The sequence below is a fragment of the Bacillus sp. RK1064 genome, from assembly GCF_051488405.1.
In the GTDB taxonomy this organism is placed as follows: domain Bacteria; phylum Bacillota; class Bacilli; order Bacillales; family Bacillaceae; genus Bacillus.
This window is the reverse complement of record NZ_JBPSCZ010000001.1, coordinates 1,374,231-1,399,173: the sequence shown is the minus strand read 5'-3', so window position 1 is coordinate 1,399,173 and position 24,943 is coordinate 1,374,231. Positions and strand designations below refer to the sequence as shown.

Sequence of the window (24,943 nt, the reverse complement as noted above, 5' to 3'; positions counted from 1 at the left end):
CAAAGGGGAGAGGTCTAATGAAACGAATGCTATCTATTCGAATGATTTGTTGTTTGGTTTTGATGATCTTTAGTCTGCAATCCTTACTGCCTGGCATGATCACAGGAGGCGAGGTCAGTGCATCTGAAAAGAAGGAAATGGTGTGGAAGCAAAAAAAGATCGTGCAGATCAAAAAAGCCCGTCAGCTAATAGGAGAGACCGTGACGGTGAGCGGAATTGTGACAGCAGATCAATCCGCTGTAGGTAATGGGAAATTGTCCACATACATTCAAGACAAATCAGCTGGAATCAATATTTATTCAGCGCAGCCCAATCACTTCCCGGAACTAAAAGCAGGCATGAAGGTGACAGTGACTGGTAAGATCACGTCTTATAAAGGAATGATTGAAATTGTGCCAGATCAAGGTCGCCTGAAGATAGATGCTGTGAATCAAACCTTGCCAAAGGCGAAGCGAGTGTCCGTTAAACAACTAGAAACGGATCAAGCCGGTAAACATGAAGGAAGACTAGTGAAGATTAAAGGCTATGTTGAGGCAAAACCAGCGCAGCCGGCTGGCGGTGGATACAATGTGGTGATCATTGATAAAAAATACCACAGCACCATCCTGAGAGTGATGGTCGATACAAATGCTATTGATAAAGTAAAGACAGGGAAATGGTACGAGTTTACAGGGGTGTTAAGCAGGTATGATACGCTGCAGGTGCTTCCAAGACATAAGGATGATATCAAACTGCTGAAACGCCAGCCAAAGCCGCCAAAGATTAAGAAGGAATACACAGCAACGGTTGACCGTGTGGTGGATGGAGATACGATTCATCTAAAGAAGCCTGTTCTAGGTACAACAAAGGTGCGTTTTGTGAATATGGACACACCGGAAACATATCATCAGCCAAAAAATGAATTAGACCAAAACCAATTGCGTTTTGGACAGCAGGCGACTGACTATTTAAAAACACTTCTTTCAAGCGGTGACCAAGTCACATTAAAGATTGGTCCTGAAGCGAAGGACAGCTATGGACGTCTTTTAGCTCAAGTGAAAACCAAAAAAGGGCTAAATACAAATCTAGAGCTTGTGAAAAAAGGATATGCCCCTACTTACTTCATCTGGCCAGTTGGAGATGAAAAGGACTATCATACGTTTCAAAAAGCAGTAAAAGAAGCAAAAGAAAAAGGACAGGGCATATGGAACGAAGCGGACCCTCTGCTGGAACAGCCGTTTGAATTTAGAGCACGTGAGCAGAAAAAAGGACTGGCACGTTATGTCGGCGACTCAGCTGTAAAAACCTACGTCTCCCCTGACAACTGGAAAGAAATCGATGTGGAAAAACGGATCTTTTTTGCTTCCAAAGAAGAAGCAGAGCAGGCTGGCTATCAGCCGGCAAAGGATGCAAGCGAAGTACCATTAACGATTTTAAGTATGAATGATTTACACGGTAAAATTGATCAAGAATACGAGCTGGATCTCAAAGGTGATGGCAATAAAGGCATGTACGGCCGGATGGATTATGTCGCCGCCTATATGAAACAAAAACAAGCAGCGCACAAAAATACGATCACGGTCCATGCTGGAGATATGATTGGCGGGAGCTCTCCCATATCTTCTCTACTGCAAGATGAACCAACCGTTGAACTCATGGAGAACATTGGCTTTGATGTGGGCACGGTCGGCAACCATGAATTTGATGAAGGGGTAGACGAGCTATTGCGTATCTTAAATGGCGGAGAACATCCTAAAGGCACAAAGGGGTATGACGGACAGAACTTCCCGCTCGTTTGTGCGAACTGTGAATACAAGGATACAAGCAAACCGCTTTTACCGGCTTATGAAATCATCGATGTCGAAGGAATCCCAGTCGCATTTATCGGTGTTGTGACCAAGTCAGCCGCAGGAATGGTCATGCCAGAAGGGATTAAAGACATTCAGTTTACAGATGAAGTCAAAGCCGTGAATGAAGCCGCGAAGGAACTAAAACAAAAAGGGGTTAAAGCCATTGCGGTTTTAGCTCATATGACAGCCTCTCAAAATGGCGATACGATCACTGGAGAGAGTGCAAAGCTTGCCAAAGAAGGTGATGATGAAATTGACGTCATCTTTGCAGGGCATAATCACGAAGTGGTCAATGGAGAGGTCAATGGGAAATTAATTGTGCAAGCCTTTGAATATGGGAAGGCGATTGGCGAAGTCAATGTGACACTTGACCGCAAAACGAAGGATATCGTCAAAAAGAGTGCAAATATCCAGTATGTAGATCAAGCTGGTATAGAAAAGGACAAGGAAGCAGCAGACATCTTGGCTCATTATGGGAAAGAAGTGGAGCCGATTATTAGTGAGGTTGTTGGAGAAGCTGGGGTTAAAATGGAAGGCGGCTATTCAAATGATGGGGACACGCCGCTCGGTAATTTGATTGCGGATGGTATGAGATATTCAATGAAAAGTGACTTTGCCATGATGAATGGAGGGGGCATTAGGCAAAACCTTGAGAAAGGGCCGATAACGTGGGGAGATCTGTTTAATATTCAGCCATTCGGCAACGTTTTAGTCAAACTGGAGATCAAGGGGAAAGACTTGGTTGAAATCATAGAAGCTCAAATTTCTCCACAATTTGGACCAGATTATAGCATTTCAGGCTTTTCATATTCCTATGATCCGGTAACATATAAAGTAGTCGACTTGAAGCTGACGGATGGTTCAGCCGTAGCTTTCGATCAAACGTATACACTCACTGTGAATAACTTCATGGCAACTGCAACTGGCAGTAAATATGCACCAATAGGCAGGCTTGGTAAAAACCCTGAAACAGGTCCAGAAGACTTAGAAGCCACTGTCGATTTTGTCAAAAGCTTTGAGGGAGCTTCCATTGTGTATCAAAAAGAGGGGCGAATTCAAAAAGCAAAACAAGAAGAAAAAGCAGCAAGCTAAAGAGCGAATCATCTAAGAGAAATGTAACAGGCAAAGGAGTTTAAGCATGAAAAAGTGGCTTGCATTGACTGTGATGACAGCCGGGATTGTTCTGCTCGGCTGGGGAATTTGGCAAATCGCCTCTACTCATCTTCAAACAGCCCAATCATTAGACGAAGCGAAGAAGGCCGTAGCGGACGATCAAGGGATGTCCAAGAAGCAGTTTGCTCCAGAAGTGGGGAAAGCTTCTGGCATCCTGACGATTCCAAAATTAAAAGCAGACCTTCCCATTGTCGAAGGGACGGATGCGGATGACCTTGCAAAGGGAGTAGGACACTACAAAGGCAGTTATTATCCTGATCAGAATGGACAAATCGTCCTTTCCGGTCACCGTGACACGGTGTTTCGCCGGACAGGTGAACTGGATATTGGAGATCAGCTGAAAATCACTGTGCCGTATGGTGAATTTATATATGAAATCACACATACAAAAATTGTCGATCAGCATGATACATCCATTATTACGTTGCAGAATGAAAAGGAAGAGCTGGTGTTAACCACATGCTATCCTTTTCATTTTGTCGGCAATGCACCAGAGCGGTACATTATTTATGCAAAAAGAGCGTCTGTCTAAAGAAAAAGAGCCTGCGTATGAAAGCAGGCTCTTTTGTTAATGGATGATTTGACTCATGAGCTGGTCCATATCAGGTGGTAGAGGTGCTTCTATGATCAGATGCTCACCTGTAAAAGGGTGTTTCATGTCTACTTGCTTGGCATGAAGAGCACACCTGTTGATGTAATCTCGAACTCCGTCATATAATGTATCCCCAGCTAGTGGATGCCCGAGACTGCTAAGGTGGACACGAATTTGATGCGTTCTACCCGTCTCTAATTGCAGTTTAACGGCTGTCATTTGCAGACGTTTATTCATGTCCATGACCTGAAAATGAGTCACAGCTTTTTGTCCAGTAGGGGAGATTCTTCGTCTGACTGCATGGTGTTTGTCACGGCCGATCGCTGCATCAATGGTGCCTTTCTTTTTTTTGAAAAGCCCCTCTGCGATGGCGATGTATGTTCGGCTGATTGTTTTTTTAGAAAGCATTTGATCAAGAGCCGCATGGGCTAATCTATGCTTTGCAAAAATGACGGTGCCGCTTGTGTCTTGATCCAGCCTGTGGATATGTCTCACCCTCTTTTCTTCTCCATTTGCTTGAAAATGGAAGGCCACAAGGTTAGCCAGTGTGCCCGTTTGTCCTTGTTCATTCGGATGAGTTGGCCGTCCAGCAGGTTTTTGCACAATTAATAAATGCTCGTCCTCGAAGAGCACCTCTAATTCACCGTATTCTGGTGCCACATCACTTTCTTCTGTTTCAAATAAATCAATGATGATCTGATCGCCTTTACTGACTTTAGCCGCGTGATGGGCAGGCTTTTGATTTAAACGGACTTTTTGATGCTCCATCCAAAAATGAATAATTGGTTTTGATGCAGATACGGCTGTCTTTAAAAAATGACTGAGTGATGTGTGATGATACTGCTCGTCTACTTTGAGTGAGAGCGTGTGCCCTTTTATGATCATGATATCCGTTCCTCTCTATGGGTATATATAGGAAACACTTACCTTGGCGAACGCCTTTTTTTCTGTGCTATTCTGAATGGAGAAATAACGACAGAGAGGTAGATGACACGTGAGATTAATGAAAGCTGCTACAGACCTGCAAGAGCAGGCAATTGAAGAAATATCAAAGGATGTTGAAGATCTTCTTTCTCATGCTGTCAATGGACAGCAGCGGGATATGCGTCAAAAAGACCTCTCCCTTACCTTTATTGATGGCGTATATAACGGGACGATGGATGATGCTTTTCGTATTTTATCGGGACTTCAGCTATTACATACCATTATTGTAAAACCGAAACGTCATATCACCAAACGTGATCGTGAGTTATTCGAGCGAAACCGTGAGCAGGTCAATGCCTGCGGCTTTTCTTTTCCTTTTGATCTAGACGATTTTGCCAGCCGTCACCTTCAAAATGCGTAAAAGATGGTGTGAACTTCCTTGTTAACTTACAAGGCCCTCGCACATACTATTTTTAAGGGAACGGAGAATCCTTTAAGATCTGTAATACCAAACCCGCTCTTTTTCAACATTGCCTATTTCTCCACGAATCGGAGCGCTTGGATCTCTTGCAGAATGAACAGAACACGGGTAGGAGCCTGACAAAATGGTGCAGGCTCCTTTTATACATAATCATTTTAGCAGACATTCATCTTTGAAAGTCAATTTTATTCACGATATGATAGCATGGAGTATATGTTTAAGACTTTTGTAAAAAAAAGGAGTGGCCTCATTGGTAAAGGCGATTATATTTGATTTTGACGGATTAATTTTAGATACAGAAACACATGAATATGAGGTTTTACAAGAAATGTTTGCGGAGCATGAGTCAGATCTGCCTCTTTCCGTATGGGGCAAGGTCATTGGCACGCAGGCAGGCTTTAAGCCATTTGAATATTTGGAAAAGCAGCTAGGGAAGACGCTGGATCATGAGACACTCACAGCAGATCGGCGTTCTCGTTTTCAAAAAAGAATGAAGGACGAATCAGCAAGACCTGGCGTAGAAGCTTATTTAGAAGCAGCAAAGGAGCTCGGGATCAAGATTGGACTTGCTTCCAGCTCAGACTATAAATGGGTGTCAGATCACCTAAAGCAGATTGGTCTTTTCGACTACTTTGAATGTATCCGCACGTCAGATGATGTGGAAGAAGTCAAACCAAATCCAGAGCTCTATTTGCAAACCGCACGCTGCTTAGGGGTAGAGCCAAAAGATTGCGTGGCATTTGAGGATTCTGTGAATGGATCAGTAGCTGCCAAACGGGCAGGCATGAAATGCGTCATCGTCCCAAACAAAGTGACGAGCACGCTGCAATTTGAAGAATATGATGTCAGATTAGAATCCATGGCTGAAATCGAATTGCTCCAGCTATTCCATCAGCTTGAAAAAGAGGATCAGTAAGGGGGCAAAAACATCATGGCAGAAAAACTAGACTTAACGCGGTTTGAAAAAAGAATGGTGATCCGTAATATCCGTGAAGAGGATATTGACCGAATCATTGCCTTGCAAGAGGTATGCTTTCCAGGCATGGACCCTTGGAAACGAGAGCATCTTGAAAGCCACCTTGAGCATTTCCCAGAAGGACAGTTTTGTGCTGAATTCGAGGGAGAAATCATTGGCTCTTGTTCAAGTTTATTAATTAACTTTGATGAATACGATGATCGCCACACGTGGCAGGACATTACAGATGATGGGTACATTACAAACCATAATCCAGATGGGATGAATATGTACGGAATCGAAGTCATGGTGAGTCCTGAGTACCGCCGCATGAAAATTGGACATCGTTTGTATGAAGCAAGAAAAGACTTAGCGAGAAGATTAAATTTAAAAAGCATCATCATTGGCGGACGCATTCCGAATTATCATAAATACCAAGAGGAAATGACGCCTCGCCAGTATGTGGAGCAGGTGATGCTTCACCAAATCTATGATCCCGTTTTATCTTTTCAGCTGTTAAATGAATTTAGTCTCATGCGGATCAATCCGAATTACCTGCCGGATGATAAAGCATCCAGCACATATGCGACGTTAATGGAATGGAACAATGTCGACTATCGCCCGCAATCGAAAAGGTATTATAAATCGGCGTTCCCCGTTCGAATTTGTGTGATTCAATATGCAATGAAACAAATTCATTCCTTTGAGGAATTTATGAATCAGGTGGAGTATTATGTGGATGTCGCATCAGATGCATCAGCTGACTTTGCCGTATTCCCAGAAATTTTCACAACGCAGCTCATGTCTTATTTAGAAGAGCGTTCACCAAGTCTTGCCGTACAGCGGATTACGGAATATACCGAGGACTACATTAATTTGTTCACAGACCTTTCTGTGAAATATAACATTAATATCATCGGCGGTTCCCACTTTGTAGAAGAGGAAGGGAAAATCTACAATATCGCCTATTTATTTAGACGTGATGGAACGATTGAAAAGCAATATAAGCTTCACATCACGCCGAATGAAAGAAAATGGTGGGGGATTTCTGCTGGTGACCAGGTCCGGGTATTTGATACAGACTGCGGCAAAATTGCGATCCAAATTTGCTACGATATTGAATTTCCTGAGCTTGCACGGATCGCGGCTGACAAAGGAGCGAAAATTATTTTCACACCGTTCTGTACAGAAGACCGCCAAGGCTATTTAAGAGTACGTTACTGTGCACAGGCAAGAGCGGTCGAAAACCAGATTTATACCGTCATCTCGGGAACAGTTGGCAACCTTCCGCAAACCGAAAATATGGATGTTCAATATGCACAATCGGCTATATTTGCCCCATCAGACTTTGAATTTGCAAGAGATGGGATTGTAGGAGAGTGTAATCCAAACATTGAGATGGTCGTCGTAGGTGATGTCGATTTAGAAATTTTAAGAAGACAAAGGCAAGACGGGACCGTACGTCAGCTGAAAGACCGAAGAAGAGACGTGTACCATATTGAATATAAAAAATAAAGAAAAGAAGCGCCTATTGTTGAGGCGCTTCTTTTTGATGACATTTTTTTAAGAGACAATGTGGCGCCATGAGTGATCGCTAACCACTGCTAAAAAAGGGATAAGATTTTTCGACTGACAAAGGGATGCTGGAGCAAAAGCAGAATATACTGAAAGGAGATCATGTGTTCAAAAAGGAGAGGAATATGGGGCGACAATCTAAACATCTGTATATCAATTTGCCGGTAAAGCACGTGAAGGAATCTATCGCTTTTTTTGAGCAGCTGGGTTTTGACTTTGAGCAGCAGTTCACGAATGATCAGGCGGCCTGTTTGGTCATTGATGACACGATCACCGTCATGCTGTTATCTCTTAGGCATTTTCAATCCATCTCAGAGAAACAATTAGTGGATGCAAAAGAGGCATCAGAGATGATTATCTCTATTCGTGTCAATTCACGAGAAGAGGTCGATGAGCTTGTCGAGCAGGCAATGGCAGCAGGCGGTTCACCGTTTAAGGAGAAGCAGGATCATGAGTTCATGTATGGATGGAGCTTTCAGGATCTTGATGGTCATTTGTGGGAAGTGTTTTATATGGATGAGGAAAGAAGCGGCCTTTCATAAGGGTGCTTCTTTTTTATTGTTTATCAGTGGTATGATAATGAGGAAGCAGAAGGAATCTGGAATTCAACTAGAGAAAAGTAGGTGCAGCATGGAGTTTTTACTTGTCTTACTGCCAGTGTTCGGCATATTTCTGATTGGGTATATCGGGCAGAAGGCGATTGGTTTTGACATACATACGCTCTCATCAATGTCTTTATATTTAATGTCACCATTTCTTGCGTTTGAAACCTTTTATCAAAACAAAGTGTCGATGGACTATGTGTATTTATCCATTTTTGTTGTCGGGCTTTGTCTTGCACTTATTTTATGTGTCTTTATATTATCTCGTATTTATGGTTATTCGAATGAAACGTATTGTGCCATGATTCTGTCGTCAGCCTTTATGAACAATGGAAACTACGGCACGCCCGTTGTGCTGCTTGTCTTCGGAGCAGCAGGTTTGGATATTGCGATCGTATTGATGGTGCTGCAGCAGCTTGTCATGAGTACAATCGGTATGTATTATGCAGCAAAGGGCGGAGAGGATGCGGGAGATGGAAAGGTCGTGCTGAAAAAAGTGCTGCGTATGCCGGTTGCTTACGGGGCGCTCATCGGTCTATTATTTCAGCTGATTGACCTTTCATTACCTAAAGAGCTGATGACGGGTATTCAGCTTGTAGGGAATGCTGCCATACCGACGATTATGCTTATTTTAGGTATGCAGCTTGCCGTGATCTCTTTTAAGCAAGTGGATTATCGAAATATTTCTTATGCTGTATTGCTGAAGCTGTTTATCTCCCCACTCATCGCATTTGGCTTTACGGTTATTTTACCGGTAGATGATATGGTGAAACAAATTATGATCTTAGTGGCAGCCATGCCGACAGCAGCAAATACCACGCTGATGGCTGTACAATTTCGAACGAAGCCTGAGTTTGTCTCAAGCACGACATTTCTCAGTACAATCTTAAGTATCGTGACATTACCAGTTTTATTATGGATTTTATCCATGCACCCTCTGGGATAGGGGATAGGCGGCAAACAAAGGGGGACATATGAATGAATGTAGATGTTCATTTCCAAGTGAGTGACGTGTTGAAAACGAAGCATTTTGCGCATGCAAAAGTGTTAGCAGGGGAAAAAGGATTGTTTCGGCAGGTCAAATGGATCCATGTGTTAGAAGTGCCTGATGTAGAGGATTTGTTAAATGGAGGCGAGCTTATATTAACGACAGCCGCAGGCTTCCATGATCAACTGGATGTGTTTCAAGCGTTTTTACGGCAGCTGATTGATTCAGGGGCAGCCGGCTTGTGTATTGAATTTATTCCGCTAAGATTCGATGTGCCGGAAGAATTGCTGATCTATGCAGAAGAAAGAGATTTTCCGCTTATTCTGTTTACAAAAGAAGTGAAGTTCGTCAACATCACGCAGCATCTTCATACGATGATGATCGAGCGTCAGTATCAAATGATGGCAGATTTAGAAGCACTATCATCAAAGCTGAATGAGCTTTTACTGACCCCGCATCCGCAGATGGATATTTTGGATCAAGTGTATCAGCACGTAAGGGGGATTCTTTTACTCCTCCCTGTTCAGGGCGAGCCGATTATTTTATGTGATTCTTCCAAACCAACCGAAGAACTGGTCATGAATTATTTGCAGTTTGCTTCCGTGCCAAAAGGATACGAAGTGACGCAAAAACAAGTGCTTGCACTCAAACAAACATTTGCAGATCTTGTGCTCATTCATCAAGCGGACACGCTCTCTGAATTTGAACTGCTCGTGATGGATAAAGGAGCGAATGCTCTAGCCCAGCAAACATTAAGAGAGCTTTATACAGAAGAGCTGAAGAAAACAAAAGAGAATGAATGGCTGCAAAAATGGTTCCAAGAAGAGCATACAGAACGAGAGATCATAGAGCACCTTGAAGAAACAGAAGGGTTGAAAAAGCCAACTGGCTGCGTAGTTTTGCTCTTTCAAAAGCATCATCAAATCGAAGAAATTGCAGGGAATCTTTACTTTCTCGTATCTTGCCGCTCCATTTTTCAGCGTGCGGGTTTCTATCTGATTGCATATGAGCATCAAGGACAAACCTTGTTTATTTTATTAAACACGAGAAAGAAAGAGGACTGGAAAGAGCGTGCAGAAAAGGCTGCAAACGACATCAAACAATTGTATGACCGGGAGCAGCCCCGAGGGGCCGAGATCAATTTTGGTATCGGGCAATATTGTGAACAGTTTCAGCACATGAGAAAAAGCTTTCAAGCAGCCAAAGAAGTACTGCATTTAAAAAAAGTGATGCCTCAGCGGGTGGAAAGTCCATTTTATCAAGATCTACATATGCTCCGTCTCATGCCTATGATGAAGGAAAGCGGTCTGCTTGAATGCATGGTGAAAGAGTATTTAGAGCCCGTGATTGTATACGATAATCAAAATAGCGGGAGACTCTATCAAACGCTGAATATCTTTTTACAGACAAACGGTTCTAAAAAAGAAACCGCAAGCCAGCTCTATATTGTCAGGCAAACCCTTTATCATAGACTGGATAAACTGCATGCCTTGCTTGGTGAGGATATGATGCAGGCGCCGAAACGCCAGGCACTTGAATTTGCGATTCTTGCTTATGAATTCCTGCAAGGAAATCGACGTTAGCGGAGTGTGTTCCATTTTGCCAAGGCATCAAGAAAAGTGTCTTATGGTTCTGTTCAATCAGTTGACGATCTGTCTAATGTAATCGGCCTGACCCCTTTTTTATAATGAAAGGAACGATTGGTTCTTTCTTACGGGCAGCCTAGTTCCGGTTTCATATGCTTCGCGTTTCATCCATATAATGAATGGAGAGGCAATATGCTATTGAACTGGTCTAAGCTTCTTTAATGATGAAAACGGATACATGGGGGCGGGAAGATGAAAATACATGAGCAGGCGCAAAATCTTCAGACGAAAGATGATCAGTTGATCTGGCATCATATGAAAGGGACAAACAAGGAAAATGAAAGTATGGTCATTCACGAGGCAGAAGGCGCATGGGTGACAGATATTCATGGAAATCGCTATTTAGACGGGATGTCAGGCCTTTGGTGTGTAAATGCCGGATATGGCCGCAAAGAGCTTGCAGAAGCGGCGTATAAGCAATTAAAGACAATGCCTTACTATCCGCTTACACAAAGCCACGTGCCGGCGATTCAGCTGGCTGAAAAGCTAAATGAGTGGCTTGGCGGGGACTATGTCATCTTCTTTTCTAACAGCGGTTCTGAAGCCAATGAAGCCGCATTTAAAATTGTCAAACAATATCATGCGCAAAAAGGAGAGAGTACAAGGACAAAGTTCATCTCCCGGTACCGGTCGTATCACGGCAATACAGCAGCTGCTCTTGCCGCAACCGGTCAAGCGCAGCGTAAATATAAATATGAACCATTAGGTCAGGGCTTTATCCACGTTGCACCTCCTGATGTGTATCGTCATCCTGAAGACCAAGAGAATTTGGCGAGTGCTGCGGCGATTGATCAGGCTATGACGTGGGAACTAAGCGAGACCATTGCTGGGGTCATTATGGAGCCGATCATTACGGGCGGAGGTATCTTAATGCCGCCAAAAGGGTATTTGAAGAAGGTCAAAGACATCTGTGAAGCTCATGGGGCGCTTCTTATCGTAGATGAAGTCATCTGCGGCTTTGGCCGGACAGGGAAGCGGTTTGGTTTTATGCATGAGGAAGTAAAGCCGGATATTATCACCATGGCAAAAGGGATTACAAGCGGCTATTTACCGCTTTCTGCAACGTGCGTGAAACGAGAAATCTATGAAGCTTATGCAGGGGAAGATACGTATGACCGGCTGCGCCATGTGAATACATTTGGCGGTCACCCTGCTTCCTGTGCGGTGGCACTTGCCAACCTAGAGATTATGGAAAACGAGCAATTAGTGGAACGGTCAGATGCGCTGGGGCGAGATATGCTTGAACGTTTGCAAGAGTTAAAAGAGCACCCATTTGTCGGAGATGTCAGAGGAAAAGGCTTGCTGTTTGGCATTGAGCTTGTTCAGGATCAGCAGTCCAAAAAACCAGCTGAGCCACATGTTGTCGGTCAACTGATCGCAGAATGTAAAAAACGCGGGCTGATCATCGGGAAAAATGGTGATACAGTTGCCGGCTATAATAACGTTGCCCAGCTTGCACCGCCGCTTAATATCACAGATGATGACGCCTCATTTATCATCAATACCTTAAAAGAAAGCCTGGCACAGCTATAGCAGAGAGACTTCTCTGCTTTTTTCTATGGAATAAAAGCATGCTTTCCAGCATTGATGATGTGAGGTGAAATCGGTATTGGACACACTAGGTGTATTGAAAAATAGAAGAGTTTCTATTACTGTTAGGAGAAGACTGATCCAATACACTTTTGAAGGAGACGGCATATGAGTTTTCATGATCAACCTATTCTACCTGCTGTTCGCAATATGAAGCAATTTGAGGAATTTTTAAAAAGTCCATTTACATATGGTGTCTTACTTGATGTTCACTTAGGCCGGCTAAAGGGCATCATGAATGAGGCAAATGCTCATCACAAAAAAATGTTTGTCCATGTCGATCTCATTCACGGGATTAAACATGATGAGTATGGAACGGAATTTATTTGTCAGGAAATGAAGCCAGCAGGAATTATTTCTACTAGGTCTTCTGTCATAGTAAAAGCCAAGCAAAAAAAGGTATATGCCATTCAGCGAATGTTTTTACTTGATACGAGTGCCATGGAAAAAAGCATGGAGTTCGTCGGGAAACATCGTCCAGATTTTATTGAAGTGTTGCCGGGAGTCGTACCAGATTTAATTACAGAAGTGCGCGAGCGAGCTGGGATCCCAATATTTGCAGGTGGATTTATCCGTACAAAAGAAGATGTAGAAAGAGCGCTTGAAGCAGGGGCTACAGCTGTGACGACCTCGAATACCACCCTTTGGAAAGCGTTCCAAAAGTGAAGAAGAGAAAATGTGAATATTTATTGACAACGTTTTCATCCTCTGATACTATTGCACTAAGTTAATATCATGTGATGGAGAAACGGAGATCCACAACAGCGCTTTACTAGGTGACAAATGACCCTGATGTAAAGTATGTTTGTTGTGGATCTTTTTCTTTATCTTTTCTACACATTCATAGGGGATGGCAACTGAACCAGAGGAGGAATTTTTCATGACACCATTTTGGGGAGAAGTCGTAGGTACAATGCTGCTCATCATATTTGGAGGCGGTGTGTGTGCGGCAGTTAATTTAAAGAAATCGCTCGCATATCAATCCGGATGGATTGTAATCGCTTTCGGATGGGGATTTGCAGTGGCCATTGCAGCTTATGCAACGGGTGGAATCAGCGGAGCGCATTTAAATCCCGCACTAACAATTGGGCTTGCGCTAGAAGGAAGTTTTCCTTGGGCTGATGTTCCAATGTATATTGTTGGTCAAATGCTTGGCGCATTAATAGGGGCTATTATTGTCTTTTTACATTACTTACCGCACTGGAAAGCAACAGATGATCCAGGTGCAAAGCTAGGTGTATTCTCAACTGGTCCTGCGATTCCGCATACTTTTGCAAACGTACTTAGTGAAGTCATTGGTACATTTGTATTGGTTCTAGGAATCTTAGCGATTGGTGCAAATAAATTTGCAGACGGAGTCAATCCGCTGATTGTTGGTTTCTTAATTGTTGCAATTGGTCTTTCTTTAGGTGGAACAACTGGTTATGCAATTAACCCTGCACGTGATTTAGGTCCGAGAATTGCACATGCGATCCTGCCGATTCCAGGGAAAGGCCCATCGAATTGGAAGTATGCTTGGGTGCCAGTTATTGGTCCAATTTTAGGCGGCGCATTTGGCGGTGTTTTCTACAATGCAGCCTTTAAAGCGAACGTCACTCCAGCCTTTTGGATTGTAAGCGTTATTTTAGTTGTGGTATTGTTAGGACTCTATGTCTCTACGAAAAACCAAACAAATGCTGTAAATGAAAGTATGTAAGGGGAGGAAAACATCATGACAAAAGAAAAATATATTCTTGCATTAGATCAAGGGACAACAAGCTCAAGAGCGATCTTATTTGATCAAGAAGGCAAAATTGCACATACAGCTCAGAAGGAATTTAATCAATATTTTCCGAACCCAGGCTGGGTAGAACACAATGCAAATGAAATTTGGAGCTCTGTTCTATCGGTCATTTCAACTGCTTTAATTGAATCAGGAATTGAAGCAGATCAAATCGCTGGTATCGGAATTACGAACCAGCGTGAGACAGCTGTTGTTTGGGATAAACATACAGGCGCACCTATTTACAATGCAATTGTTTGGCAGTCAAGACAAACGTCTGGCATTTGTGAAGATTTAAAAGCGCAAGGACACAATGAAACGTTTAGAAATAAAACAGGTCTTCTCATCGATGCTTATTTCTCAGGTACAAAGGTAAAATGGATTTTAGACAATGTAGAAGGTGCCCGTGAGAAAGCAGAAAATGGCGACTTACTGTTTGGCACAATCGATACTTGGCTTATTTGGAAGATGACAGGCGGTAAATCACACGTCACAGATTATTCCAATGCGTCAAGAACGTTAATGTTCAACATTTACGATCTGAAATGGGATGAAGAATTACTTGATATCCTTGGCGTACCTGCATCTATGCTTCCGGAGGTTAAACCATCTTCACACATTTATGGTGAAACAACAGACTATCACTTCTTCGGCAGAAATATTCCGATTGCAGGAGCGGCGGGAGATCAGCAGGCTGCTTTATTCGGTCAGGCTTGCTTTGAAGAAGGAATGGCGAAGAACACATATGGTACAGGATGTTTCATGTTGATGAATACAGGGGAAAAAGCCATTAAGTCGGATCATGGTTTATTAACGACGATTGCATGGGGCATTGACGGCAAAGTTGAATATGCTTTAGAAGGAAGTATTTTCGTTGCTGGCTCAGCGATTCAGTGGCTGCGTGACGGACTGAGAATGTTTAAAGACTCGAAAGACAGCGAAGCATATGCAGAGCGCGTTGAGTCAACAGAGGGCGTATATGTCGTTCCGGCATTCGTTGGTCTAGGCACACCATACTGGGATAGTGATGTCAGAGGCGCTGTTTTCGGGTTAACACGCGGTACTTCTAAAGAGCACTTTGTCCGAGCAACGTTAGAATCACTTGCTTATCAAACGAAAGATGTGTTAGATGCGATGGAAAAGGATTCAAACATTTCATTAAAAACATTGCGTGTTGATGGCGGAGCTGTGAAGAATGATTTCTTAATGGGCTTCCAAAGTGATCTGTTGGATGTGCCTGTAGAGCGTCCAGAAATTAATGAAACGACGGCACTCGGTGCGGCCTATCTTGCGGGAATAGCAGTTGGCTTCTGGAACGACCGTTCAGACATTGCAAAACAATGGAACCTTGACAAGCGCTTTGACCCTAAGATGGAAGAGGACAGCCGTGACTCGTTATACAGCGGGTGGAAAAAGGCTGTAAAAGCAGCTCAAGCTTTCAAATAAACCAAAAGTATGGTATACTTCAAGTAAGTTAATAGAACGGTTGGAGAACTGGAGAGACCGCAGGCACCGAAGTGTAGAAATACGCTTTGGGTGTTTGCGGTCTCTTTTTCTTTACCGTACAACATGGGAGGAACAAGAGATGACTTTTTCTAGCTTAGAAAGGGAACAAATGCTGCAGGAAATGACAAAAAAACCATATGATGTGTTTATCATTGGCGGGGGTATTACAGGCGCTGGTACAGCACTTGATGCGGCTTCACGCGGGATGCGCGTTGGTCTTGCAGAAATGCAGGATTTCGCAGCAGGTACGTCTAGCCGCTCAACGAAACTAGTGCACGGTGGACTTCGTTATTTAAAACAATTCGAAGTGAAGATGGTCGCAGAGGTCGGTAAAGAGCGTGCCATTGTATACGAAAACGGTCCTCATGTGACAACACCAGAATGGATGCTTCTACCGATGCATAAAGGCGGGACATTCGGTAAGTTTTCAACATCCATTGGGCTTAGAGTGTATGACTTTTTAGCTGGTGTCAAGCATAGCGAGCGTAGAAGCATGCTAAGTGCGAAGGAAACACTTGCAAAAGAACCGCTTGTGAAAAAGGACGGCTTAAAAGGCGGCGGCTACTATGTTGAATACCGTACAGATGATGCACGCCTGACAATCGAAGTCATGAAAGAAGCTGTGAAATTCGGGGCAGAAGCGGTCAACTATGCGAAAGTAAAAGAATTTATTTATGATAAAGGCAAAGTTGTCGGTGTTGTCATTGAAGATGTCATGACGCAGAAAACCTACGATGTATATGCGAAGAAAATCGTCAATGCGACAGGTCCATGGGTCGATCAGCTAAGAGACAAGGATCACTCAAAAGAAGGGAAGCACTTACAGCATACAAAAGGTATTCACTTAGTATTCGACCAATCAGTCTTCCCATTAAAACAAGCGATCTACTTTGACACACCTGATAAACGTATGGTCTTTGCGATTCCAAGAGAAGGCAAAACGTATGTAGGAACAACAGATACAGTGTACAAAAAGCAGCTGGAGCATCCGCGTATGACAAAAGCAGATCGTGATTATGTCATCAAAGCGATTCAATACATGTTCCCTGATCTCAATATTACAGAAAAAGATGTTGAATCTAACTGGGCTGGTCTTCGTCCACTCATTCATGAAGAGGGCAAAGACCCTTCAGAAATTTCTCGTAAGGATGAAGTATGGACATCATCTTCAGGCTTAATCACTATTGCTGGCGGTAAATTAACAGGCTACCGCAAAATGGCTGAGCACATTGTGAATCTCGTACGTGATGGACTGAAAGAAGAAACGGGCAAAGACTTCGGGCCATGTAAAACAAAGCATATGCCAATTTCAGGCGGTCATGTAGGCGGGTCTAAAAATATGGCATCCTTTGTCCAAGCGAAAACAGCAGAAGGAGTATCTGTTGGTTTAACAGAACCGATTGCTCAAAAACTCGCTGAAAAATATGGCTCAAACGTCAGCAGTCTCTTCAAGCGTGTAGAGCAGCTTCAAGGTGAAGCGAACAAACGAAACATTCCAGCGTATGTACTGGCAGAGCTTGTCTATGCAATCGAAGAAGAATTAGCTGTTACCCCTGTTGATTTCTTCTTAAGAAGAACAGGAAGCCTATTATTTAATATCAACTGGGCGAAAAAATATGCACAGCCTGTCGTTGACTATATGGCAGAGCGTTTTGGCTGGGATGAAGCAGCAAAACAGAAACATCAAACACAATTAGATCAACTATTCCATGAAGCAGTTGTACCACTTGATGCTGAATAAAAGAAAAGCCGATCAAAGCCGATCATGTATCGGCTTTTTTATTTGTTCAGCATTTTCTTCATCTGCCAATGATATAGCATGACATAAAGGATGATTCCATATAAAATAACAGTAGATGTATTTTATTGATGATAAGAGCTGGGAGGACGACCATGAGTTGGAAGACGAATTATGAGCGATGGATCAATGAGAAGCACCTGGATGCTGAGCTAAGGGAATGGCTGGAGGCACATCAAGATGATCAACAAGCACTTGAAGACTGTTTCTACAAAAACCTTGAGTTCGGCACTGGAGGAATGCGCGGGGAGATTGGTGCCGGCACGAACCGAATGAATGTGTACACGGTTCGTAAAGCATCTGCAGGCCTTGCTGCGTATATTGCGAAACATGGAGAGGATGCAAAAACAAGAGGCGTCGCCATTGCATATGATTCACGCCATAAATCGCCTGAATTTGCAATGGAAGCAGCCAAAACACTTGCTTCACAGGGCATTCAAACGTACGTATTTAATGAACTGCGTCCAACACCAGAGCTCTCCTTTGCTGTTCGAGAGCTGAATGCATTTGCTGGGATTGTCGTAACAGCAAGTCATAACCCACCAGAATATAATGGCTATAAAGTATATGGAGAAGACGGCGGGCAGCTGCCTCCACTTCAAGCAGATCAAGTCATTCAAGAAGTAGATGCAATAGAAAATGAATTGTCGATTTCAGTTGATTCAGAAGAAATGTTAAAACAACAAGGGCTGATCAACATGATCGGAGCAGAAATCGATCATGCTTATATTGAAAAATTAAAAACCATCAGTGTGCACCCTGAGCTGGCAGGTGAGGTCGATGTCAAAGTCGTTTTTACCCCGCTTCATGGTACGGCCAACCAGCCTGTCCGAAAAGGGCTTCAGGCTCTAGGCTATCAGCATGTGACTGTTGTGCCTGAACAGGAAAAACCAGATCCGCAATTTTCAACAGTGACATCGCCAAATCCAGAGGAGCATGCAGCATTTGAGTATGCCATCAAGCTTGGCGAAAAGCAAAATGCTGATATCCTCATTGCAACAGACCCAGATGCGGATAGGTTAGGTATTGCGGTCAGAGATCATAATGGAGAGTTTACCGTCTTAACAGGCAACCAAACAGGAGCCCTGCTGCTCCATTATTTATTGTCTGAAAAACAAAAGCTTGGTCAGCTGCCGCCTCGTCCCGTTGTGATGAAAACCATTGTCACAAGTGAGCTTGGGCGTGCTGTTGCTTCAGCATTTGGTGCCCATACGATTGACACGCTTACTGGTTTTAAATTTATCGGAGAAAAAATCAAGCAATTCGAAGAGAGCGGAGAATACACGTTTCAATTCGGGTACGAAGAAAGCTATGGCTATTTGATCGGTGACTTTGCCCGAGATAAAGATGCGGTGCAGGCTGCGCTGTTAGCTGTCGAAGTCGCTGCTTTCTATAAAAAACAAGGCAAGTCCTTGTACGACGCGCTTGTCGATATGTTCAAGGAGTTTGGATTTTACCGGGAAGGGTTAAAGTCGTTAACCTTAAAAGGAAAAGAAGGAGCAGAGCAAATTTCAGCGATCCTTCATACCTTTAGAACAAATCCGCCAGCAGCCATCGCGGGTCAGCGCATCACTGTCATCGAGGATTACCAATCAAGTCAAAGACACCTCGTTGCCGAAAAGAAAGAAGAAACCATTCACCTGCCCGCTTCAAACGTGCTGAAATATTTCCTTGAGGATGGCTCGTGGTTCTGCTTAAGACCTTCCGGCACTGAGCCTAAAGTGAAATTTTATATTGCAGTCAAAGGTACATCTTTAACAGATAGCGAAGAAAAGCTGAAGCATCTGTCAAAAGAAGTGATGAAAGTCGTTTATGAGATTGTGGAAGAAACGGCTAAATAAACAAACAAGGCCATCGTGTGAATGCATGATGGCTTTTTCTCAGTCAAAAGGATGAGAAAAAATCATCCTTTTAGAGAAAGAGCCGGCAGAATGCTCATGGTATAATGAGCGTAATGAAAAGAGAAGGCAGCAAATGCCGGGGGTAAACAGTATGGGAGAATACCAAGAGAAGGTTGAAACATTAAAAACGTTAAAAGAAATTGCTGAAAAGCTAAATGAAGGCATGGAAATGAAAGATACGCTTCATGAAGTGCTCCATATGCTGATGGATATCACAGGCTTTCATTCAGCATGGATTTATTTTATAGAAAAAGACGGCTCGTATGAACTGATGGCAGAGGTCTCCTTACCCGAAGCGCTGGCAAAGCATCAAAAGCAGCTGATGTGTCAAAACGATTGCTATTGCATCAATCGATACACAAAGGGCTCACTGCAATCAGCCACCAACATTATTAACTGTAAACGGATCGAAACGGCGATTGAGCAAAAGCTTGGGGATACAGAAGGGATTACGCATCATGCGACCGTTCCTCTCAAAGCGTGTAAGCGTACGTTTGGGTTATTAAATGTGGCGGCAAAAGGAAAAGTCACATTTAACCAGGAAGAACTGAATTTGCTTGAAAGCATTGCGCTTCAAATTGGTACCGCCATTCAACGGATGAAGCTTGTGCAAAACGAACATCAGCATGCTCTTTTGGAAGAAAGAAACCGGCTTGCACAGGACTTACATGATTCCGTCAACCAGATGCTATTTTCAGTCAGTCTGACTGCTAAAGCTGCCCGTCAAATGACTAATGATCAGAATCTAGGGGAAATGATTGATTTTATTCAGCATTTGTCACAAGATGCACTGGTTGAAATGCGGTCACTCATTTGGCAGCTAAGACCAAGAGGACTTGAAAAAGGATTCACAACAGGGATTCAAGACTATGCAAAGCTTTTAGGATTACGCTGTACATTATCGTTATCCGGCTGTATGGAGATGGATCATTCGCAGCATGAAACGTTGTTTCGGGTATGCCAAGAAGCGCTGAATAATTGTCAAAAACATGCGGAAGTAGAGGAAGTCAAGGTCCAGCTTGAACAATCAAAAGACACGTTTGAGATGAAAATCATTGACCGCGGAAAAGGGTTTCAGTATGACGAGCAAATGAGCCTCCCTTCACTTGGTCTGAAAGGCATGTCTGACCGTATCAAAAGAGCTGGTGGAACATTTTGTATAGAGTCTGAGCTCGGTAAAGGAACCACCATTCAAGTGAAGGTGCCATTTTCTCAAGAAAGGAAGGGGTCGTCATGAGAGTCGTGATTGCAGATGATCATCATATTGTGAGAAAAGGGCTTGTGTTTTTCTTGCAGACACAGCCTGACGTCGAAATCGTTGGTGAGGCTTCTAATGGAGAAGAAGCATTAGAAGTTGTCAGACAAATGCGGCCTGACATTGTTCTAATGGATCTATCGATGCCTGTGATGAATGGTATTGAAGCCACGAAACAAATGATGCTTGAAATGCCCGATACCCGCATTGTGATTCTGACAAGCTATGCGGATAAAGATTATGTTATTCCCGCTATTCAAGCAGGGGCAAAAGCCTATCAGCTCAAGGATGTAGCGCCAGAAAAACTCCTTACGACAATGATTGACGTACAAAAGGGCACCTATCAATTAGATGCTCATATCACCAACTTTCTTGTGCAGCATTTGACCGAGCCAAAAGGGCAAAAATGGAAGTTAATGAAAGAGCTGACCAATAGAGAGCGAGATGTCTTATTCGAAATTGCAAAGGGGAAAAGCAATAAAGAAATTGCCTCATCACTGTTTATTTCTGAAAAGACTGTCAAAACACACGTATCTCATGTATTATCAAAACTAGAGCTGGCAGATCGTACACAAGCGGCTCTGTATGCAGTGGATTATCAAAAAAATCAGCCGAAAGAGCTGCTATGACAGAAGGGAATTTAGTCGTTATGCTAAAACTTTTAAGCGCACATTCAATTCAATGAATTGAATAAAAAAGGGCACAGATGTTGGTTTATTTGACGTGCCCTTTTGCGTGAAAAGAAGCATGTCCAGTCTAATTTCTAAGAATGAAACGATAAAAGGCTTGATGAGTATATGCTCATCAAGTCTTTTTTTATTTTGAGGGAGGTGATGAACCGGCTGAAAGGTGAATTTAAAAAAGGAGGGCACAAAGTGGAGACATATGAATTAGTGAATGGTTATCGCCATGATGACAAATTGAAAGAAAGCTTTAATGCGTTAGCGATCAATACATTTGATTTGGATTTTAGTGACTGGTATAAAAGAGGGTACTGGGATGAAAAATATATTCCTTATTCCTTTGTCCATCACGGGAAAGTGATCTCAAACGCTTCCGTCTACCTCATGTCACTGATCATTGATGGCCAAACGTATCGAGCTGTTCAAATTGGCACGGTGATGACGGATCAAGCCTACCGCCATAAAGGATTAGCGACAAAGTTAATGCAGCATATTATGGATACGTACGAAAATGACTATGATATGATTTTTCTTTTTGCCAATGACACTGTACTGGATTTTTATCCAAGATTCGGCTTTACCCGTTACCACGAAAGCGAATTTAGTCTAAATATCGGCAAAAGCGCCATTCAAATGAAAAAGGACATGCGCAAAAAGCAGCTGACGTTGGAACATGACCTGCCATTACTTGAACAGTTCGCAGAAAAACGTCAAACGGGCTCAATGAAATTAGATGCTGAGGACCATGGCAGCTTATTGATGTTTTATTTTACATTCGTTTGGCCGGATGCCATTTTCTATATTGAAGCGTTGGATACCATTGTCCTGATGAATGAAGAAAATGAAACCATACATGTCTTTGATATCATTTCTCTCCAGCCGCAAAATATAGAGGAAGTTGTGGCACATATTGTGAATGAAACGACGGAAAAAGTGATATTCTATTTTACACCTGATACGTCAATTGACGGCTTACATGTGGTTATGGCGCCAAATGACGAGGATGCGCTGTTTATTTATACAAAAAAAGAATGGGTAAAAGACCACTTTATGCTTCCAATCACTGCGCACTGCTAAGTGTATGTAAAAAGGCTGATAATCAGCCTTTTTCTTTATGTGTACATCGGTTGTGAATAAACTTCAGAAGCAGCAGCCTCTGAAGCATGGTCAATGTACTGCAGGAGCCCATATAAACATTTTTCAACATCAGCATCGTTCCGGTTAAATTGATACGCGTGTAAGAAATGCTCAATACGTTTCGAGAGCAAGTCATCTTGCGTACGTACCATAAGAATAAGTAAATTATCCCATTGCGAGCGATGCGTATAATAAAGTGCTTTATCATAATCCGCCACATTCATCAAACCTTCTCCTTTCCCTTGAGAAGTCCTCATTAGTTTGCTCGGAACATATCGACATTTTCAGGGGAAAAGTTGGTGTCCGCATTAATCATGTACCGGGAATTTTAGGCTGAATAAATGCTTCATGTATGAAAAAGGATCGACCAGCAAAACATAAACAAAATATACATGAAAGTGAGATCAATGATATTATGCAGCCGAAATGGTGGATGCCTTTTGCAGCAGGAATGGTTTTGTATGGCATTTTCATGATCTATCCTGCAACAAATGCAGCGATGCAGCCTGAAAATTGGGAAAGACTTGCGTACACAGCGTTGCAAGAGGAATATGAAGGCGCCGCTTTAAACGATTATCAATATATTGGGCGTACACAAGTAAATGAAGATCAGACAAAAGATGTGTTTCGTGTCACCGTGAAGGAAGGTTCAACGCTTTTTGCCGCACATGCAGAAATCTATTTTCACCCGGTGACCGGTCATTTGATTAGTATTAACGTATTCCGGCTATAAAAAAAGCACCTCTAATAAAGAGGTGCTCCAGCGTGTAGACAAACCCTCGCATTCGGTGTCAGTCCTGCATGCCGGTGCTCACGAATGTCAAATTTGCTCCGCGCCAGTACTCGTCCTTCCTAGACTGCAAAGGTTTTCTATCACGCTGAAAAGAAGACAAAGGGTTAAAATAAAGATCATTTTAACCCTTTGTCAACAATATCAGCCCCACTTTATGAAGAGGGCTCATTACGGATCAATTATTTCATGCTTCCTTGAAGGTATGAGCGAATATCCACACCAAGTGAATCGGCTAATCGTTGTCCGTAGTCTTCATCTGCACGATAGAAGTTGCAGATCGCAAGTAATTTTGTTTTGTCATTTACATCTTTCAGGTCAGCTGTTAGGTTTTTGATCAATGCTTGCTTCTCTTCTTCAGAGTAGCTTCGATATTTTTCCCCAGCTTGTTTGAAATCGTTCGGTTTTTCAATTTTTTGTCTCACCATACGGTCACCGTGAAGAACTTGCTCACTTTCTTTGTAGTGAGGATTTTCTTTTGGCTGATCATCGTAACGGTTTGGTTCATAGTTAATATGACCGCTTGGACGAGTCGTTGTCATAAAGCCATCCTGCTGATTATTGTGTACTGGTGCATAAGGACAGTTCACCGGAATGCGCATGTAGTTTGCACCAAGACGATGACGCTGCGTATCAGGATATGAGAACAGACGGCCTTGAAGCAGTTTATCTTCAGATGCTTCGATTCCTGGAACAAGTGCACTTGGCGTGAAAGCAGATTGCTCTGTTTCAGCAAAGAAGTTCTCAGGATTGCGGTTGAGTGTCATGCGTCCTACTTTTTGAAGCGGATAATCTTCCTCGCTCCATGTCTTTGTTGGATCACATGGATCATAGTCAAGGTCATCATAATCGCTAAGCGGCATCAGCTGGACATATAAGTCCCATGCTGGGTAATGGCCATTTTCAATGCGGTCATACAAGTCTCTTGTCGCATGCTGGAAATCATTCGCTTGGATTTCTGCTGCTTCTTCCATAGATAAATTGCGAATACCTTCTGAAGGTCTCCAGTGATATTTCACATATTTTGTTTCTCCATATTTGTTGACCCATCTAAATGTATGCACACCAGAACCGCGCATTTCAGCGTAACTCGCAGGGATTCCTTCATCAGAGAAGAGCCATGTGAGCATATGAGTGGATTCAGGTGTTAAGGTCATAAAATCCCAATAACGGTCAGGATCTTGGATATTGGTTACAGGATCTGGCTTGAGAGAGTGAACCATATCAGGGAATTTCAATGCATCACGTATAAAGAAGATCGGCAAGTTGTTACCAACTAGATCATAGTTACCTTCTTCTGTGTAAAATTTGACAGCAAAGCCGCGCGGGTCGCGCAATGTTTCAGGTGAACCTTTAGGATGAATAACTGTTGAGAAGCGAACAAAAACGTCTGTCTGTTTTCCTTCTTCACTTAAGAAGGCAGCTTTCGTATGTTTCTCCATGCTGTTTTCAACTTCAAACACACCATAAGCGCCGGCGCCTCTTGCATGAACGACACGCTCTGGAATACGTTCACGATCGAAGTGTGCAAGTTTTTCAATCAAATGGTAATCATCAAGAAATGTAGGTCCGCGGTGACCAGCTGTTCTTGAGTTTTGGTTATCGCCAACAGGCACGCCTTGATTCGTTGTCAAATTTTTATGATTTGAATTTGTCATTCTTTTCTCCTCCTGTAAACAAAAAAATGATTTCTAGTAATCTATATACCCTAATTATATTAAATCAAACCTGATAGTCAATATTTATTTATAATAAT

General features: G+C 42.8%; 21 protein-coding genes. 18 read left to right on the top strand and 3 right to left on the bottom strand.

The window, feature by feature from the left end; translation table 11 throughout:
- The first annotated feature begins 17 nt into the window (after positions 1 to 17).
- Together ACSSTM_RS07440 and ACSSTM_RS07435 are read left to right on the top strand one after the other, a co-directional pair.
- Positions 18 to 2,921, top strand: coding sequence for a 5'-nucleotidase C-terminal domain-containing protein (locus ACSSTM_RS07440; RefSeq protein WP_437404112.1), 2,904 nt, complete (start codon positions 18 to 20; stop codon positions 2,919 to 2,921).
- Positions 2,922 to 2,967: 46 nt separating this feature from the next.
- Positions 2,968 to 3,534: a class D sortase gene (locus ACSSTM_RS07435; protein ID WP_034663759.1), complete on the top strand. Its 567-nt coding sequence runs from the start codon at positions 2,968 to 2,970 to the stop codon at positions 3,532 to 3,534.
- 36 nt (positions 3,535 to 3,570) lie between these two features.
- Here ACSSTM_RS07435 and ACSSTM_RS07430 read toward each other — a convergent pair whose 3' ends face one another.
- Positions 3,571 to 4,479, bottom strand: coding sequence for an RluA family pseudouridine synthase (locus tag ACSSTM_RS07430; RefSeq protein WP_106037900.1), 909 nt, complete (start codon positions 4,477 to 4,479; stop codon positions 3,571 to 3,573).
- Between the two features lie 109 nt (positions 4,480 to 4,588).
- Here ACSSTM_RS07430 and ACSSTM_RS07425 point away from each other — a divergent pair, with 109 nt between their 5' ends.
- The 15 genes from ACSSTM_RS07425 to ACSSTM_RS07355 all read left to right on the top strand — a co-directional run bounded on the left by ACSSTM_RS07425 (position 4,589) and on the right by ACSSTM_RS07355 (position 22,337).
- Complete coding sequence (locus ACSSTM_RS07425; protein ID WP_309415298.1) at positions 4,589 to 4,939, top strand: DUF5365 family protein; 351 nt, start codon at positions 4,589 to 4,591, stop codon at positions 4,937 to 4,939.
- A 310-nt stretch (positions 4,940 to 5,249) separates the two neighbouring features.
- Positions 5,250 to 5,915 (top strand): HAD family hydrolase, encoded by a 666-nt coding sequence (locus ACSSTM_RS07420; protein ID WP_003211898.1) that lies wholly within the window; start codon positions 5,250 to 5,252, stop codon positions 5,913 to 5,915.
- A gap of 15 nt (positions 5,916 to 5,930) precedes the next feature.
- The gene (locus ACSSTM_RS07415; protein WP_012009394.1) at positions 5,931 to 7,469 is read left to right on the top strand and encodes a bifunctional GNAT family N-acetyltransferase/carbon-nitrogen hydrolase family protein; all 1,539 of its coding nucleotides are present in this window, start codon (positions 5,931 to 5,933) and stop codon (positions 7,467 to 7,469) included.
- A gap of 185 nt (positions 7,470 to 7,654) precedes the next feature.
- Positions 7,655 to 8,071 (top strand): VOC family protein, encoded by a 417-nt coding sequence (locus tag ACSSTM_RS07410; protein WP_034663748.1) that lies wholly within the window; start codon positions 7,655 to 7,657, stop codon positions 8,069 to 8,071.
- A gap of 88 nt (positions 8,072 to 8,159) precedes the next feature.
- Positions 8,160 to 9,077, top strand: coding sequence for an AEC family transporter (locus tag ACSSTM_RS07405; protein WP_034663910.1), 918 nt, complete (start codon positions 8,160 to 8,162; stop codon positions 9,075 to 9,077).
- Between the two features lie 32 nt (positions 9,078 to 9,109).
- Positions 9,110 to 10,702, top strand: a complete 1,593-nt coding sequence (locus ACSSTM_RS07400; RefSeq protein ID WP_437404111.1) for a PucR family transcriptional regulator — start codon at positions 9,110 to 9,112, stop codon at positions 10,700 to 10,702.
- Between the two features lie 255 nt (positions 10,703 to 10,957).
- Positions 10,958 to 12,298, top strand: a complete 1,341-nt coding sequence (locus tag ACSSTM_RS07395; protein ID WP_309415302.1) for an aspartate aminotransferase family protein — start codon at positions 10,958 to 10,960, stop codon at positions 12,296 to 12,298.
- Positions 12,299 to 12,463: 165 nt separating this feature from the next.
- Positions 12,464 to 13,021: a glycerol-3-phosphate responsive antiterminator gene (locus ACSSTM_RS07390; RefSeq protein WP_034663739.1), complete on the top strand. Its 558-nt coding sequence runs from the start codon at positions 12,464 to 12,466 to the stop codon at positions 13,019 to 13,021.
- A 214-nt stretch (positions 13,022 to 13,235) separates the two neighbouring features.
- Positions 13,236 to 14,051: an MIP/aquaporin family protein gene (locus tag ACSSTM_RS07385; protein ID WP_095284949.1), complete on the top strand. Its 816-nt coding sequence runs from the start codon at positions 13,236 to 13,238 to the stop codon at positions 14,049 to 14,051.
- 15 nt (positions 14,052 to 14,066) lie between these two features.
- A complete protein-coding gene (glpK, locus tag ACSSTM_RS07380; protein WP_060595850.1) occupies positions 14,067 to 15,563 on the top strand; it encodes a glycerol kinase GlpK in 1,497 nt (498 codons plus the stop codon).
- Positions 15,564 to 15,702: 139 nt separating this feature from the next.
- Positions 15,703 to 17,364, top strand: a complete 1,662-nt coding sequence (gene glpD / locus ACSSTM_RS07375) for a glycerol-3-phosphate dehydrogenase (protein ID WP_095284950.1) — start codon at positions 15,703 to 15,705, stop codon at positions 17,362 to 17,364.
- Between the two features lie 152 nt (positions 17,365 to 17,516).
- Entirely contained in the window at positions 17,517 to 19,262 is a 1,746-nt protein-coding gene (locus ACSSTM_RS07370; protein WP_034663731.1) for a phospho-sugar mutase, read from the top strand.
- 151 nt (positions 19,263 to 19,413) lie between these two features.
- Positions 19,414 to 20,559, top strand: coding sequence for a GAF domain-containing sensor histidine kinase (locus tag ACSSTM_RS07365; RefSeq protein WP_034663730.1), 1,146 nt, complete (start codon positions 19,414 to 19,416; stop codon positions 20,557 to 20,559).
- Entirely contained in the window at positions 20,556 to 21,206 is a 651-nt protein-coding gene (locus ACSSTM_RS07360; protein WP_034663727.1) for a response regulator, read from the top strand. The genes ACSSTM_RS07365 and ACSSTM_RS07360 overlap by 4 nt, the downstream gene beginning before the upstream one ends.
- 246 nt (positions 21,207 to 21,452) lie before the next feature.
- Positions 21,453 to 22,337 carry a GNAT family N-acetyltransferase gene (locus ACSSTM_RS07355; RefSeq protein ID WP_034663907.1) on the top strand — a complete coding sequence of 295 codons (885 nt, stop codon included), beginning with the start codon at positions 21,453 to 21,455 and terminating at the stop codon, positions 22,335 to 22,337.
- A 35-nt stretch (positions 22,338 to 22,372) separates the two neighbouring features.
- On the opposite strand, the gene ACSSTM_RS07350 is transcribed toward ACSSTM_RS07355, so the two are convergent.
- Entirely contained in the window at positions 22,373 to 22,621 is a 249-nt protein-coding gene (locus ACSSTM_RS07350) for a YhdB family protein (protein WP_024426598.1), read from the bottom strand.
- 128 nt (positions 22,622 to 22,749) lie between these two features.
- Here ACSSTM_RS07350 and ACSSTM_RS07345 point away from each other — a divergent pair, with 128 nt between their 5' ends.
- Positions 22,750 to 23,130, top strand: coding sequence for a YqzG/YhdC family protein (locus ACSSTM_RS07345; protein ID WP_095284951.1), 381 nt, complete (start codon positions 22,750 to 22,752; stop codon positions 23,128 to 23,130).
- 239 nt (positions 23,131 to 23,369) lie between these two features.
- On the opposite strand, the gene ACSSTM_RS07340 is transcribed toward ACSSTM_RS07345, so the two are convergent.
- Positions 23,370 to 24,845, bottom strand: a complete 1,476-nt coding sequence (locus ACSSTM_RS07340; RefSeq protein ID WP_034663722.1) for a catalase — start codon at positions 24,843 to 24,845, stop codon at positions 23,370 to 23,372.
- Positions 24,846 to 24,943 lie beyond the last annotated feature (98 nt).